Annotated in this window: 14 protein-coding genes and 2 pseudogenes; 5 read left to right on the forward strand and 11 right to left on the reverse strand. The window is 62.4% G+C overall.

The features are described 5' to 3' along the window. Positions 1–97 precede the first annotated feature (97 nt). The 8 genes and pseudogenes from VKZ50_17085 to VKZ50_17120 form a co-directional block, all read right to left on the reverse strand. Positions 98–541 (reverse strand): hypothetical protein, encoded by a 444-nt coding sequence (locus VKZ50_17085; protein ID HLJ61443.1) that lies wholly within the window; start codon positions 539–541, stop codon positions 98–100. Positions 542–723: 182 nt separating this feature from the next. Continuing rightward, positions 724–876 (reverse strand): annotated as a pseudogene (locus VKZ50_17090) (ISNCY family transposase). 255 nt (positions 877–1,131) lie between these two features. Then, positions 1,132–1,293: pseudogene (locus VKZ50_17095) on the reverse strand (HD domain-containing phosphohydrolase). A 1,287-nt stretch (positions 1,294–2,580) separates the two neighbouring features. After that, positions 2,581–2,985, reverse strand: coding sequence for a hypothetical protein (locus tag VKZ50_17100; protein ID HLJ61444.1), 405 nt, complete (start codon positions 2,983–2,985; stop codon positions 2,581–2,583). A gap of 90 nt (positions 2,986–3,075) precedes the next feature. Continuing rightward, on the reverse strand, positions 3,076–3,306 hold the full coding sequence (locus VKZ50_17105; GenBank protein ID HLJ61445.1) for a hypothetical protein: 231 nt from the start codon (positions 3,304–3,306) through the stop codon (positions 3,076–3,078). 20 nt (positions 3,307–3,326) lie between these two features. Then, entirely contained in the window at positions 3,327–3,893 is a 567-nt protein-coding gene (locus VKZ50_17110; GenBank protein ID HLJ61446.1) for a YSC84-related protein, read from the reverse strand. A 1,211-nt stretch (positions 3,894–5,104) separates the two neighbouring features. Further along, on the reverse strand, positions 5,105–5,683 hold the full coding sequence (locus VKZ50_17115) for a transposase family protein (GenBank protein ID HLJ61447.1): 579 nt from the start codon (positions 5,681–5,683) through the stop codon (positions 5,105–5,107). Between the two features lie 366 nt (positions 5,684–6,049). After that, positions 6,050–6,259: a DUF6496 domain-containing protein gene (locus tag VKZ50_17120; protein HLJ61448.1), complete on the reverse strand. Its 210-nt coding sequence runs from the start codon at positions 6,257–6,259 to the stop codon at positions 6,050–6,052. Between the two features lie 496 nt (positions 6,260–6,755). Here VKZ50_17120 and VKZ50_17125 point away from each other — a divergent pair, with 496 nt between their 5' ends. Beyond that, entirely contained in the window at positions 6,756–7,370 is a 615-nt protein-coding gene (locus VKZ50_17125) for a ferritin-like domain-containing protein (GenBank protein HLJ61449.1), read from the forward strand. A gap of 250 nt (positions 7,371–7,620) precedes the next feature. Further along, on the forward strand, positions 7,621–8,229 hold the full coding sequence (locus VKZ50_17130) for a hypothetical protein (protein HLJ61450.1): 609 nt from the start codon (positions 7,621–7,623) through the stop codon (positions 8,227–8,229). A 629-nt stretch (positions 8,230–8,858) separates the two neighbouring features. On the opposite strand, the gene VKZ50_17135 is transcribed toward VKZ50_17130, so the two are convergent. The 3 genes from VKZ50_17135 to VKZ50_17145 all read right to left on the reverse strand — a co-directional run bounded on the left by VKZ50_17135 (position 8,859) and on the right by VKZ50_17145 (position 11,717). Further along, on the reverse strand, positions 8,859–9,320 hold the full coding sequence (locus tag VKZ50_17135) for an ATP-binding protein (GenBank protein ID HLJ61451.1): 462 nt from the start codon (positions 9,318–9,320) through the stop codon (positions 8,859–8,861). Between the two features lie 460 nt (positions 9,321–9,780). Continuing rightward, entirely contained in the window at positions 9,781–10,629 is an 849-nt protein-coding gene (locus VKZ50_17140; protein ID HLJ61452.1) for a SigB/SigF/SigG family RNA polymerase sigma factor, read from the reverse strand. Between the two features lie 842 nt (positions 10,630–11,471). Then, positions 11,472–11,717: a hypothetical protein gene (locus VKZ50_17145; protein ID HLJ61453.1), complete on the reverse strand. Its 246-nt coding sequence runs from the start codon at positions 11,715–11,717 to the stop codon at positions 11,472–11,474. Between the two features lie 514 nt (positions 11,718–12,231). On the opposite strand from VKZ50_17145, the gene VKZ50_17150 reads away from it, so the two are divergent. The 3 genes from VKZ50_17150 to VKZ50_17160 all read left to right on the forward strand — a co-directional run bounded on the left by VKZ50_17150 (position 12,232) and on the right by VKZ50_17160 (position 14,419). Further along, positions 12,232–12,795, forward strand: coding sequence for a PAS domain-containing protein (locus VKZ50_17150; GenBank protein ID HLJ61454.1), 564 nt, complete (start codon positions 12,232–12,234; stop codon positions 12,793–12,795). Further along, positions 12,792–13,982: a SpoIIE family protein phosphatase gene (locus tag VKZ50_17155; protein HLJ61455.1), complete on the forward strand. Its 1,191-nt coding sequence runs from the start codon at positions 12,792–12,794 to the stop codon at positions 13,980–13,982. The genes VKZ50_17150 and VKZ50_17155 overlap by 4 nt, the downstream gene beginning before the upstream one ends. A 104-nt stretch (positions 13,983–14,086) precedes the next feature. Next, positions 14,087–14,419, forward strand: coding sequence for a hypothetical protein (locus tag VKZ50_17160; protein ID HLJ61456.1), 333 nt, complete (start codon positions 14,087–14,089; stop codon positions 14,417–14,419). Positions 14,420–15,065: the final 646 nt, after the last annotated feature.

Here is a 15,065-nt window from a genome sequence, read left to right on the forward strand (position 1 = left end):
CTGAGTGACAGCGACAGGAGGAGTGGTGGTAGGCACCCTCTCAGAGTACCTCACCCGTGGCGGCGCGGACAGGCAACCGCCACGGGGACAATGCGGATTAGTGCTTACGCTTCGGCCGAGGGAGGAGGGAGGTGAAGAGCGACTCGATCGGGGGCTTCCCCGCTTTGGTAGCTGCATCCAAGGTGGTGAGGTGGGCCCAGAGCGTCCTGTGGCAGAGAGCGACATCCAGCTCGCGCAGTACCTTCTCGATCTTCGTGTTCTTTGGGAGCGTCCCGGCCTTCATCATGAAATTAAGCGCCAGGACGGCATCCGACAGGGCGGCGACATAGCCCAATAGGCACGCCGAATCGGTCGCCCGCGCAGCCGCTGAGATGGGATCGGTGATCCCGGCCTCCTGCCGGATGCGGCGAATCGCGTCCGGCATAGCCGTTAGCGACGCATCCGGGAACTTTGACAGATCCGACAAGTGGGCGACGATATCACGGCGCGCCATGAGCATCCGGAGCGGCCCAGTGGCCGGTTTTCTGAGATTCGCGAACAAAACCCTCCAGCCCTCGTATATTCCAACACAGACGGGTCCTCCTTCGGTTGGTGGGAACGCCGCGATGTCTGCCTTTTGCTCACGACTAACTTAAGTTCGACATGAAATACGCGATTCGAGCGTCACGTCTGGCGTGGAGCAGGTGGTGGGCCGAGGGGGCGAGTGATCCCGTTCGCCCGAGCCTACCGCTTGGCACCGATCGCCACCATGCGGTCCAGGTTGTAGGTCAGAATGCCGAACCCGATCCATGTATCCGCACCCGCGCGTCCGCGCAAGCGACTGTGTCGCCACGCATACTTGCGACTGCCCAAGCTGATCGTCGCTTCCTGTCCACTGGGCGACACCTCTTGGATCTCACCCAGAATCTCGTCCAGCGCGGCCGGGAGGTCCAACGGCCGGAGCAGACGCTTGACGACGTCCGCCATCGCCGGCATCGCCCGTCCGGCCTGCCGCGCCTGGGTCAGAGATCGCGCGATCGCCTCGACGGCCGGGCGCACCCCGGCGTATTCGGGCGCCGCACTTTGCGGCACCACCTGGGGCAGCACGTCGTGCTGCACGATGCGACAAAACACCTCGACCACGCGGGGGTCGAACTGGGTGCCGGCGCCGCGCTGGAGGTCGCCAAGCGCGTCCTCCTTGGTCCGCCCCTTGCGGTAGGCGCGGTCATCCATCATCGCGCTATACGCGTCCGCGACGGCCACGATCCGGGCACCCAGCGGGATGCTCTCGCCCCGGAGCCCATCGCAGGGCACCGGCGGTACGCCAACATCTACGTCTAACCCACCTGCGATGTCTTCCGGGTCCGCAGCCGGGCTACTTGCGCCAATGGCCAGGCTGTCTCAGGTGTGGGCCTCCTTTTGGACGGGTGCGGCGGACTCTGTCGAACGCCTCGTTCAGGGCGGCCAACTGGGCGGCCCTACGTAGTCCTGGCGCGCTGCGGTGGCTTTGGCGAGACGGGAACGTTCCAGGCTGGGGATGTCTCTCGCGATGCGGTGTACTGTCGCTTTCCCCGACGCCAAGTTCCTTGGCGACTGAGTGCTAAGACTGTCCCGAGGCCAGTGCCGCCACGATCGTTGTCTTCGCTACATCGGACAAGTTCGCGCCCATTCGATACCCTTTCCGCTCCCACGCCAAAATGCGGCCGTGTTCCAGCGTCACAATGTCTGTACATCGAAACCTATGGACGTTTAGCATGCGTGAAGAGGTGCGTGCAAGATGGGGAACGGACCAGGCAATTTTGCGGGGTGAACGTTCCGAGGAGGCCCTATGAGCGATTGAGGGTGGGGACGAAAGTGCGCTCATCGTTCACTAAAGTCCGCCGGACGTGCAGGGAGGGTACGGAGAAGGGCCCTGGTGCCCGCTTTGAGCCCAGGACCCTTCCCGTATTACGCTTTACGGGCTGCACGTTAGCGTGTTCGCGGATCGCTCAGGACAGCGCACGGTGTCCACCCACAGCTCCGTCCGCCACGTACCGTACACGGTGGCTTTCTAGCAGATGGAGTAAGGCAAACAACAGGCACAACTCCCCAAGCGTGTACATGACAAACTGAGACGGCGGGTCAGGCAGGGCAGACGCCATCCCTAACCAACCCCCACCGACCAGTAACGAACATGCGAATCGCCAGCCTTGGCCACGAAATACGACACTCATACTACTGCAGTACCCGAGCACCTCTAATTGAAACATCTTAACTTATCATCGGCGAAGGCGTGCCCTTTGTCGGTTTAGGTCGGTGCCGACCATAATGCTCGTAAGGCGAATCAACCGCCAACTTTCGACACGCTCACTTCGACTCCACCTTCTGGACGGCCTCGCTGCTTGCGACGAGAGTTGCCATCTGCTGTTGAATGGGCGAGATACTGAAGTCACCTTAGCGACTCCACGCGTTCCAATCCCGCGAAGGTCCCACACGCGGATCTGCCCAACACGGGCACCCCGCGTACTACCAGTACCTCGAGGACGGCCTTGGCCATGCGTCGCTGAAGGCGTTGCGGCCGGACAAAGGGCCGCCCCGAGTGACCGGCTCTTGCTCACGTCGCTACTGGAGCGATACATTCACTCGCGTTGCGACGTTCACGCCTCCAACATTGTGGTAATCGATATCGACGGCGTCCCCTGGCTTGAGTTGGTTCGGTTTAACAGTCCTATTGAAGCGAGTCCACATGATTGGCGTCTGCGGCATGATGAGAACCGTGATCGGTGCGACAGTCGCAACAGGATGGCCGGGCGTTTGGGAGCCGCTCGTTGGTCCCGCGGTAATCACGAGCTGAGTTCTGCACGAGTCCTGGTTCGCAGTCGCGCACGCGATTGATTGAATTTTCGCAATGATACCTTTGGTGTTCTCGGTCGGGCCGGTCGGAGAGAACGTCGATTGCGCCACCGCAAGGGCGGGGGCGAGTGCGGCGATCGCGACTAGTGCAAAGACCGCAAGCAGTCCTTTCATAGCGAATCCTCCTCAGGATGAGGTCTTTCTCCCGTCTCGTGACGATCCGGTCTGTTCGCTGCCGGCCTAGATTTCAGTCGCGTGCCCGTTCTACTGGCCCTTCTGCTGCTGGACAATCCGAGACGCTTCCTGGTACGTGAGCCACTGCCCCGATTGCTGGTTGACCAAGTACCGTAGATAGCCGGGCAGCGACATGTAGTTGGCCTGCGCGCTGAACGCCTGGAGATTCGAGACGCTCGGATACTGCTGAGCCGACGCCACACCGCTGAGCACTGCTGACCCCAACAGCGCACCCACCGCCACCATCGCCAACTTGCGCATATCCATCCTCCCGTCCGAACTTATTTGTGCAGTTTGGTGATCTTCGACCCTTGAAGGGTCAGATTGTACATCAGTCCCTTTTGCCCCACGACGAACCCCACGATCGGTTGATTGAGTTTCATCGAGTTGATGTCGGCGGCCGCCCCGACGTTCACTAGGACGACCGATCCGTCAACGCCGACCTGCCAGCCCTCCTTGTTCTGGAAGTTCCTGAGAGCCTCGCTGTCCAAGAGCGCAATGATGATGTCCTTGGTCTGGGCGCCGAGTTGGAATCCGACCGACGCGGACGTGATGCTGTAGTATGCGGTGGTCTTCCCGCGGATTCGCATCGCGCCCTCGCCGTACTGCCCTCCGACTCCGATGCCCGCCTGAATCACGCTCGGGAACACGAGGACTGCCTTGGCGTTGTGAAGGAACTGCTCGGATCCTTTCACCTGCTTTGCGAAGCGTGCGAGTGCCGCATCCACGCTCGCGTCGATCTCCGCGGCCGACTTGGCCTGGGACACACTTGGAAGCACGAGGCTGCCCAACAGGCAAAGACACGCCGCGACCGCCACGCTTCTGTGGATCTGGTGAACACACGCCATCCCTGTCCTCCTTGTCGAACCAGGCTCGCAGTGTGCCGTTCCTGACGGGTCTATTTCCAATCACTGGGCTTTCAAACTTGCCACGGTAGCCCTGCACATTGCCGTGCGACGAGGCGAATCGATGCTTCGCATCGACGTGGCAGACAGCGGGAGGTGGCGACCGGGTCGAACGAAGGATGGGGCGGTCACGGGCTTGGTGTGATGAAGGCCTCGGTGGGAACTGTCGAGGTCGAAACGACACACCCGCGGGGACGACGGCCCGTCTTGGAGTGTCGTTGCCGATCGTCGACACGCCGTAGCTGTGGAACCAGGTACCGTGCGGCGGCCAGCAGGACATGCACGCGAAAGCTCCTACCGTGGCTGCCCGGTGAGCTTACTCCCCGGCCGACTGGGCATCTGTTGAAAGATCGTCTTGTACTGCCCCGGTACAAAGACATAGATCTCAGATACATGACCGGCCAACGGCCCGGCCGCATCCAGCAAAACCGCTACTCCTAACCCATCGTAGACTAGCACACTGCCGTCTCTGCTGGTATCGGGTCCATCTTCCATACCATACGCGCTGCGTACTGTGTCCACGCCCACGCCTACGCCGATGCCTTTGTCGGTTCGGTAGCCATCGTCCATGCTTACGATGAGCGCGACGATCTTGTTGTTCGACGTATCAACGACCACACCGATTCGGCGAAGCGGCCAGTAGTAAACGTCTAATGAGGCTCCGCCTCAGACCGCCGAGGCATGTGGTCTGAGGAGTTTGATTGAACCGTCTCTCGCTGAGGGGTGGGGTGTACGTAGTGAGGCTCCCTGTCGCGGGTTCATGGGGGACGTGGCGCGAAACCACATCCTCTAATACTACAACGAGACATCCGTACCATCGATCAGGTCCGGCCCTCCGGATACCAGGGATCTGGCCTTCTACGGGGCAGAAACCGCGATCAGACTGGGCCAAGCACCGTACAATTGTACGCAGATCAACGCCAGAATATCCGCTGCTGCGAGCTTCCACCGCAAAGTCTCGTTGTAGTACTAACAGGTTACGGAAAAATCACGTGCGAGCATGACCATACCTCCGGAACCGCAATCAATTTGCAGCGCGAGTCCTTCGATGAGCGCCTCCGAGCCGCTGGTCAGCCTGGCGCAATAGCACGCGGTGCTCGGTTCGCCGTACCTTGTCGACCGCCTCATGCAGATGCTTGACGATGTGAAACTTGTCAAAGACGATCTTCGCACCCCCGTGCGGCAGGTGTGTGCGAACCGACTGGATATGCGGCTCCCACATGTCCATGGCCACGGCCTCGATGTTGTCGCGCTGCGTGGGGGGTGCAGGTCGGCCAGAACGCATCCGGGCTCTCCGCGGTGCGATCGTCGTTCAGGAAGAGCACCCGTTGGCGCTGCAAGTCCGCGACGACGGTCAAATAGCGGTGGCCCTTGGTGATCGCCTTCTCATCGACGCCCAGCTGCGGGATCGGCTCCGCGGTCCGGCGCGCCAGCCCGCGCCTGACTGCCCGGGCCTTGATGCCCCACGTTTTGTCCCAACGGATCCGGAGTAGGGCGGCTGCGCCGGTGACCGAGCATTCCCGGAGAAAGTCGACGGCGAGCCGCTCAAAGATGAGGGTGAACTGGCTCCCCGGTTCGTCCCAGGGGATCGCGATCTGTTTGACGCCATGCTGCGGACACTGCACGCGGGGGATCTCCGCCTCAATCCACGTCTGCAGCTGACACGTGTCCAGGTGCCGCCACCGCCGCGGGTTGCGATCGTACCCGGCGAGACCGCCGGACGCTCCGGACACGAGAACGGGCCCGGGCCGGGGTCCACTGTCACCGTGACCTGCTCGCCTTTGACGTCCACGTCCACCGCCACCACTTTCCACGGTGGTGTCAGGCCCAAGATCGTCGCGAACAACTCCACGTCGCGCATCGCTCTGCCCCCTCTTCTCTGGGCAAGAGCATAGCGCATCCCGCCTCAGTTACTCACTCGATTTCCTGAAGAGCCAAAATGCATAATCGAGTTAAAGTAGGACTTTACTTATACAGCGATCAATAATGTCGATAGTCCCCGCAGAGGCGCGTCGGTGAGCGCGACGCCTGTGGGATGCCCCAAGTCGGGCCAGTGCATGGAGGCCGAGACCGGCGTCAGGGGGTGGCCTGGACGGAGCCTAACGCTTCTTGGCGCTCGACCTGCGCCTCCGTGCCGGGGGCACCTTCGCTCGAGTCTTGCGGGCCTCAGAGAGCCCAATCGCGATGGCCTGCTCGCGGCTCGTGACTTTCTGGCCCGTACGGCCGCTGCGGAGGTGACCCCGTTTCTCTTCGTGCAACGCGCGCTCGACTTTCGCATGTGCCACCTTTCCGTATTTCGCCATCGTCATTCCCTCCCCAAAGCGTGTTGGTCCAAACCGTCACCAACCGTTTTCCCCGGGTACAGATCGATAATCGGATCTGATCGGCAGCGCCTCACGAGCCGGTTTGATCTGAGCATGATAGGAAACACATACAGCGATCGGCCAACGACGTGGAGGTGTAGCCATGGAATCGCAGTGCATGGACGAGAGTCAAGGCGGCCAATCGGGCGGGCACAGTAGCGGACAGGAGGAAGATCGTGACCGCGCGATCGAGCGGGGAGGTCAGGGCGGTCATGGGGGGAGCGAGCGTACTGGTGAGGGGCGCAGCAACGGGCAAGGGGAAGGTCATGACCGTGGGACGCCGGGGGGACAGGAGCGAGGCGGCCAGGGCGGCCACGGGGGGAGCGATCGCGGCGGCCAGAGTCACGGCAGCGGGCGAGGAGAGGGCGGCGATCGCGACAGGCCGCGTGGAACCGAGCGGGGCAGCCAGGGCGGCCGCGAGTAGCGGCGGCAGCATCAACAGGTGCGGGCGGCGGCTGAATCGCTGCTCACGCCCGCATTCGGACTGGGAGGTAACGAGATGCCAAGGCCGATAACACGGGGACGGGGGCGCGCGACGGGGAGCGGGGTCCGGTCGGACCACAAGCTCGGCTCGCTTCACGATTTGTTCCTGGACGAACTGAAGGACCTGTACAGCGCGGAACAACAGATCACCAAGGCGCTCCCACGAGTGGTCCGCGCCGCCGCGTCGGAAGAGTTCAAGCAAGCGTTGCGCCACCACCTAGCGGAAACGATGGAGCAGGTCCGCCGGCTTGAGCAGATCTTCGAGAGCCTCGGGACGAGCGGCAAGGGGAAGAAGTGCCGTGGCATGGAGGGCGTCTTGGAGGAAGGCGCAGAGAGGATTGAGGAAGACGCCGCCCCCGCTGTGAAAGACGCGGGGCTGATCTCTGCCGCCCAGCGCGTTGAGCATTACGAGATGGCTGGCTACGGCAGCGTGATCGCGTACGCCGAAACCCTGGGCGACCAGGAAGCGATGAAGCTGCTGCGTCAAACGTTGGAGGAAGAAAAGAAGGCCGACGAGGTGCTCACAGACTTGTCCGAGGCTATCAACGGGCAAGCCGGCGACGCCGAGGCATAGTGCGGACAAACGGATTCCGACCAAGCCGTCGTCTCAGTTCGCGGGGCGGTCGTCACGATTTCGATGTTTCCTTAAACGCCGGGGATGACGTGGAATGATCGAGCGGGCGGGTCACCACGGGTGACCCGCCTTGCTGGTCAGGTGCCTGCGGCACACGAAAGAATCGTAGTCGACAGACGCGGGCATGACGGGGGCAAGAGCTAGCGGAGAGTTCCACGAATAGTCGCCGCGGAGGGTGGTGGAATCGAGCATGCGTGTGGACGGTGTTGAGACGGTGGACCTCGCGGAGGGTCGCGAGTGGACCGCATGGCCCGTCTATTGGAGCGCGGTCTGGGTGGGGGTACTATCCGCGCTGGCACTCGCACTCGTGTTCGGGCTGGTGTCCGTCGCCGTCGGCGCGCATCAGCTGGGTGCAGCGGGTCAGATCGTGCGATGGGGTGATGTTTCGCGAGGGGCGCTCGTGTTTGCAATCTTCGGCGCGTTCCTATCGGCTGCGCTCGGTGGATGGGTTGCAGGCAAGATCGCGGGGATCCGACGCTCTGAGCCGGCGATGTTGCATGGCGCGCTCACCTGGCTCGTCACCGTGCCGCTGCTCTTACTGTTTCTGTCACTAGGGGCTGGGAACGCCTTCGGCGGGTGGTATGGCGCGCTCATGGGATCGCCGACGTGGGTACTGTCCGCGGTGACGGCGACGGATCCAAATGCGGCCATGGTTGCGCGTAACGGCGCACTGGCTGCGGTCACGGGCCTGTTGGTGGGGTTGATGGGCAGCGTAGTTGGTGGGTGGCTCGCGTCGGGTGAGCCCATGACCTTTACCTACTATCGAACGCGCGACACGCGGCCACGGCCGACGCGCTGACCGTCTCAAGTGCAGCGACGGCAGGCACATTGAGGAGGTGGGACACCATGGTGTTGATTCTGCTCTGGTTACTTGGGGCACCACTGGGCCTGATCCTGCTGCTCTTCTTGTTCGGTGTCGGCCGCTAGTCCCGGCGCTATCTCGCAGGTCGACCTGGTCAGATCGCTGGTCACGTAGCGGAGAACCCGGAGCGACCGTGAAGAGCGGTAGGCCTGGGATTGAAGGCACCAACCGACGAGCGTATCCTTCGTGCAAAATCGTCCATCGGCTGCGGGGCGCCGCGGTCGGACGCGAAAACATCACGTTCGCTCGGGGACTTCGCGCTAGAAATCGTCGTCGCAGGTTCTCGTCACGGGTTGCTGCGTTCGCCGAAACTCGGCCGTATCAGCAGGCGCAGCCAGCCAACCGAGCCAGTCGGTCAGGTAGGTACTGATGATTGCTGTGCCAGTCGTCGCTATATCGCGCGGTCGGCGGGGCCGTTTGGGATTGTTCGAACTGCGGACAGGCGGCGCGATTCGTAGTACGCGAGCGAAAGCCCGGGGGCGGCCTGTCTGGCCGCCCCCGACCACTTCGGAGGCTGCGGCGGTCCCAGTCGCGGGCGCATTCCCTCCCTGCTGGTAGCCAAAAGTTCAGGTCCCGTCGAGAGGTTCGTCTGCGTCGTCGTCCTCGGGGGAAGGCGACAAATGGAGGTTCTTAACGAGACGGACGGCGGTGCCGCGCGCGTCCTTGGCCGGATGAATGATTTCAGCCTCGTCCATCAACCGACCAACCATATAGAGACCCATGCCCTCAGATACCCTGATCGGGCGGCTGCGAGGAATCGTCGGGGGGGTTGTGAGGGGTGCTCCGTGATCATGGATGAGGATCTCCAGTCTACCGTGGTCAAGGGAAACTTCGATTTGCAGCGGGCCCGAACGACCGTGGTAGGCGTGATGGCTGGCGTTTAGTAGGATCTCGCCTACGGCCACCTCTATTTCAGCTTCCACTTCAGGAGCGCCGCCCTCGTTTTCGATGATTTGGCCGATCTGCCGTCGCACGTTCGCGATGGTTGAAGGTTCCAGCTCGAACTCGAACTTCCACCGTTTGGTCATGGTTGCCAACTTATTGTTTTCCCTCGAATTCCAAGCTTACTGCTTTCTCGGCCCCATGTCCACCGCGGCTTCCGTTTTCAATTGTGGGATGGATGGCAGTGGACGGCTGTGAGGCACTCGGAACCTAATTGCCGCAGCGTGTCGAATTTTCGGCGCTCCTCCCTGCCGATTTTGCGCGATCCGGTCGTCGGAGGCGGTAGCCGGGGAGGGCGTCACCGAGGCTATCTGTCGATCTTTGTGGGCTCCCCGTGAAAGCCGACGCACCAGGGGCTGCGACTCACGCGCCAGCGCGCAGGCGCCGGGGACACCCGGCCGTCGGGGGAGGCGTTGGGTCGCGGAGCCGCGCGGTGTGGGCACCCACACGCAACTCTCAGACATCCCGCTCCATTCTGTTCGGTACGAACTTTCGTGCGGGAGGACCCTCGAATGATTGTGTTCGTCGCGGGTCCGCGAGGAGACGCTACTCGCCGATCAAAGCCCGCAGGCGCCACAATGCGCGACGCTGAACCCTGGATATTTGCATCTGTGATACTTGGAATAGCTGCGCGATCTGCTGCTGTGGCAACTCTTGCTGAAATCGCATTGTCAAGATGGTCCGTTCGCTCTCAGGCAACCGGGCCCACGCCTGTTTCAAGGCAAGGAGATCGTCGGTGCGAGCGATCGCCGGATCGTCGCCGCCAATCTGCTCGATCCGTTGGACGGAGTCCTCAGATGTTCCGTCGACGATATCTTCGTCGAGCGAGACCGGGGCATATGCACGTGACGCATCTAGGGCCTCCATCGCGACATCGAACGGAACGCCGACGTGTTGCGCAAGCTCTTCGACGCTCGGAGACTGGCCCTGCAACTGGCGCAGCTCCTCGACGGCGTGCATTAAGCGGTAGTTCAATTCTCGGTGCCGTCGAGGAATATGAATGGCCCAAACCTTGTCCCTGAAGTATCGTCGCAGTTCTCCTATGATGGTCACGGCCGCATACGTTCCAAACCGTATGCCTCGAGTGTGGTCATATCGGTCCACGGCGTTGATGAGCCCGATTTGTGCGACCTGGGTGAGGTCTTCTATTGGCTCACCACGATCGCGGAACCGACGCGCGAAATACATGGCCAGGTACTGATGGACTAGGATGAGTTGCTCACGGGTGGCTGGATCGTTCGTCTCACGGAGTTTCACAAAAAGGACCTTAGCCTCGGCCTCGGATAGCCTCCCCGATCCGCGCTTTGTCGGTACGACCGCGTTGTCGCTTGGCCGACTGTTCTGGGCGTCCAACGATTCGTTCTCGACGTTGGATGTCTCGACAGTTCGATTCATAGGCTCGCTCTCCCCATACTGCGCGTGAATTACTCGGCTGCTCAACCGAGTGCTCGTCACAGTTTTACCCGAGGGTCAAGGAAGCGTAACTGCTTTGTTCATCAGTCAAACACAGCGAGATGCGACGATTGCGTTTGCACTCCGAACCTCTGGGCAAACAGGCAGTACGGCGCCGTACCTGTCGGGACGTGCATCGTGCTGCGCTCATGAGGCGCATGGGTGGAAACGCGTGATCTTCGTGATCTTAAGGCAAACGCCGACGACAGGCGCGCTGGTGCGGGCGCGTTGGTTTGGATTCGTTCGGAGGTTGGTCGTCCACGACGGTCGGAGATTGAGCCGCCCCGCGAGCCCCGACGCATCCATCGCCGGGGCCTGAGATTGAACTCCCACCGATCCACCGACCGACCCTGGTCCGTCGACACCCGAAATTGTTCCGCCTGCAGATCCGCCGGAGAGACCGTCAGGCCACGTTCCGCAGTGTTGATCGCATAGTAGCCTACGGGTCCGCTCGCGGAGAGTCCGCCGGCTGGCTCGCCCGGGCGGCACTACCGCAGGATGTCGCCGCGGTAACACTATCGGGCGGGGCTCGGTGGCTTGGGCCCCCGGTCGCGCCGACGCATCTCCTTATTGCGGGCCAGGGGCGGACGCCCGGGCACCGAACGGTGGCGAAATCGAGATCGAGGTGGGCGTTCAAAAACACCCCAGGCCGGGCCAGTGGCCGATGGACCAGGATGGGCCGCGAGCGCGATGGACGGGATCGGCTAGGCGGGGTAACAACTGCCCATCCCCTTGCTGCTTCCTATTGCCGAAAGCATAGGCGAGTCGCTAGAGTCGCCTTTGGGTTACCGTGCCTGAAGAGCCGCTTCCCCGTCGGCCTTGCCCGTGGTCCATTGATCGTACCGCTCGATCCCGAGAAGCCAACTCTTCTCTCGAAGCGCCGCGGGGAGGAGTTGGTGGAGCATCTGCAACTCACGCAGTTTCGCTTGGATGCCGTTCCACACCTGGACCTTGTCTTCGGCGCCGGCATAGCCGGCATCGAGACACCTAAGCTGTCGACGCGCTCGTTGCACGTCTGGCACGACCGACATTGGCATACTCCTCCCCGCGGTTATCGGAGATAGCTGCCGCCCGTTTCGAGATGCGGACGGTGAGCCGCGGCCACGCGCGATACTCACTCGGGACGTACCCGGCACGTAGGCCGGTAAACGCTGCGTCCGTCCCTTCAGGCGTGGTGGGTCAAACACAACCACCTGGAGGATGCGGTTCAGCCGAACGGAAAGCGCACCATCGTTCGCAGGAGGGTGCTCCGTACGCGGCCTTCGGCAGTGTTTCACGTCGGCCGAACCGGGAATACCTCCGGAAGACCTCTTGTTTCCGCGGGATTGGGCATGCAACATGTTCTCGGGAGGCTGCGGAGCGCGGCGAAGGAGCCGTATGCCGCAGCCCCGAAGCGCCGACTAGTGTTCGTATTCCGGTTCAGACAGCGGTTCACAGACCAAGATGCTCCGCCACTTGAGCGCAGTAGCGGGCATCGCAAGCGGTAATGATGGGAGTTGCGTTTGATCGTGCACAGCATCGTTGACCAGGAGGTGTCCGAGGCGCATGGCACGCGCGGACGAATTCGCCCAAGAGTACGCGATCCTCGCGGAGGTGGTCGCGCGGACCCCGGCCACCATCGCTTTGCTGTGGACCCCGCGGTACCGGGTTCGGATCGCGAATGATCGGTGGCTCGAAACCTTTCCCTCCGAACACCCCGTGCACGGTCAAAGGATCGACGAGGTCTTGCCAGCCGCGGCTCCCATCTTGATTCCTCTGCTCGACCGGGTATGTCGCACGGGAGACGCCTTCGCTGGCATCGACGTGCCGCTCCCGAGCGATGGCACGACCGCGCTCGCAGGGTACTGCTATTTCACGCTGACCATGAGCCCCGTCGCGGCGGTGGGCGGCGGCACGGGTGGCGTCCTTGTGGTCTGCACCGAGACCACGCACGAAGTGCGACGGAGGCGTCAAATAGAAAGAGAACTCACCACGGGGCGCGGCATTGCCGATGCGCTCCAACGCTGTTTGCTGCCGGGTGTGTTCTCTGTCGTGCCCGGCGTGGTGGTCGCCGCTCATATGTACCGGGGAACGCGGAGGTCGAGATCGGTGGCGATTGGTACGATGTGATCCCGTTGAGGGGCAACCGCATCGGGGTATGCATGGGAGACGTGGTAGGGCACGGGATCCAAGCGGCCGCGACGATGGGGGAGTTGAGACACGCGCTCCGGGCATATGCGTTCGAGGGACACCCCCCAGCAGAGGTCGTACAACGCCTAGACCGTCTGCTCGCGCACGAGCATCAGATGGCGACGATGATCTACGCGGAATTCGAGATTGACACGGGACGTCTCGCGTTCGTGAACGCGGGACACCCCGCGCCGCTGGTCGTGTCCGCAACTGGCGTGACGACCTACTTGCGAGGGCGACCCAATAGTCCGCTGGGCACGGTGCTTACCACGCCGTACGAGGAGGCAGTGGCCACGTTGGCGGCAGAATCAACGTTGATTCTATTTACTGACGGGCTCGTCGAGGGGCGCGCCGCGCCGAGTCAAGAGGGACTGGATCGCCTTGAGACCGTGGCCGCGGAGGCGAAGACCGACCCGGAGGCCCTTTGCGATCACCTCTTGCACGTGATGCAGCCCGGCGAACTCGGTCACGATGACATCGCGTTGCTCGCGCTGCGTGTCACCCCGCTCTTACAGGACCACTTCCGGCTCGAGCTCCTGGCCGAACTGAACGTGGTTGCGGGTCTGCGATCGGTGCTGGGCGCCTGGTTGCGTCAAGCCCGCGCGACCCAGGACGAGGCCGCCGAGATCGTTGTGGCCTGTTCTGAGGCATGCATGAACGTCGTCGAGCATGCGTACGCGCTGGACCCCAAGGTGCTCGAGGTCGAAGGCACAGCCCGAGATCAAGATATCACGATCGTCGTGCGTGATCGCGGTCGGTGGCGACCGCCTCGGACATGGGCCCCTGGATACGGCCGAGCGCTCATGCGCACGCTCACCGACGAGCTGTCGACTGAGTGCACGGCACACGGCACCACGGTGCGAATGCGCAGGCGCGGAATCGTCAGCAGACCAAACGCGAGGCTGCCCGACCAGATCGGTCGCATACTGCATCTCCCATCTGCCGACTGGCGCGCAAGGCACATGCCACCGTCCTGCTCAAGGATTTCCCCGCAACCCCTCAACGATACCTTGCGGGCGGCCAACCTGCGGGTTCCCGGCTGCGCCGGGGGTCGGTCTCGGGTAGCGCGATTCACCGGTTCGCCGGTCACTTTTTCGGTACACTTCACCGATCAATGGCGGTGGTGAGGGGCGCGCTGCGGCGTTTAGTGGCAACCGCAGCGGATAAACTCGTACCGCGGTAAACATCGGACGACGAAACGTTCGAGCGATCGATGGACGGGAGTACGGTCATGCCGGACGAGTCGAGATATACTGTGGACCATGAAGAGATTAGGCGGTGGGCGGAGCGGCGGGGGGGCAGGCCCGCGGCCCTCGGGAGAGCGCGTGGACGCATCACCGGCCTTCGTGTTGACTTCCCGGAGTACCGCATCAAAGCTGCGTTTCAGCGCATCACGTGGGACAGGTTCTTTGACGCTTTCGAAACGGCGCGGTGGGGATTTGTCTATCACGAAAAGACCGGCGCGGGTCAGTTGAGCCATTTCTACCGGTTCGTCGAGCGCGACCAGCAAGACCGGGCGTGCGCCCGCGCCGACCGCGAGCTCCGGTCCCCGCGACATAGGTAGTCAAATCGCTGTGGGGTGGACACGTCCCTTCCTTTGAGGGTGCGATCTTTCTCGTGCACACCCTGTATTCGACGCCGCAGGCTCCCAAGGTTTCGGCTGCGTGCTCAGCTGTGTCAAGGTCGTGAAAGAGACCAACAACGTACAGACCGTAACAGCCTGCGAGACGACCGCGCCCTATGGGTGCACCCAACGGAATGCCTGGTTCAACTCACGACACAGGGATAACTGTCGGTTTCCCCCCACCGCGTGCACCTCGTCTCTTCCACCTAACGGAGCACGAGATGCACGTTACTGATCCTCGCGCCAGTCGTACCACGGTGACGATGCTTGTCTCACCGGCCCTACCGAAGACGCCGTGTCATGCGTGTAAGGGTCTCAAGTTCTGGATGCCACCGGCGCGAACTCATTGGATCTGTTCGACCTGCCACCCGGCCAGGGACCAGCGACGTGTCGAAGCTACCGCCGAAGTTGCCGTGGAGCACGATGCCGAAACGAACGAACAGTGACTAGTGTAGCGTCCTGAAAGTACGGTTACATAACACGGAGCGGATCTCCCGTGTAGGTCCACGCGAACGGTTTGGCATCGACATTGTACTCGGCGATGGCACGCAAGATGGTCTTGATGAGCTCTTGCCTGGAGGGAAAG

This window comes from bacterium (genome assembly GCA_035295165.1).
In the GTDB taxonomy this organism is placed as follows: domain Bacteria; phylum Sysuimicrobiota; class Sysuimicrobiia; order Sysuimicrobiales; family Segetimicrobiaceae; genus JAJPIA01.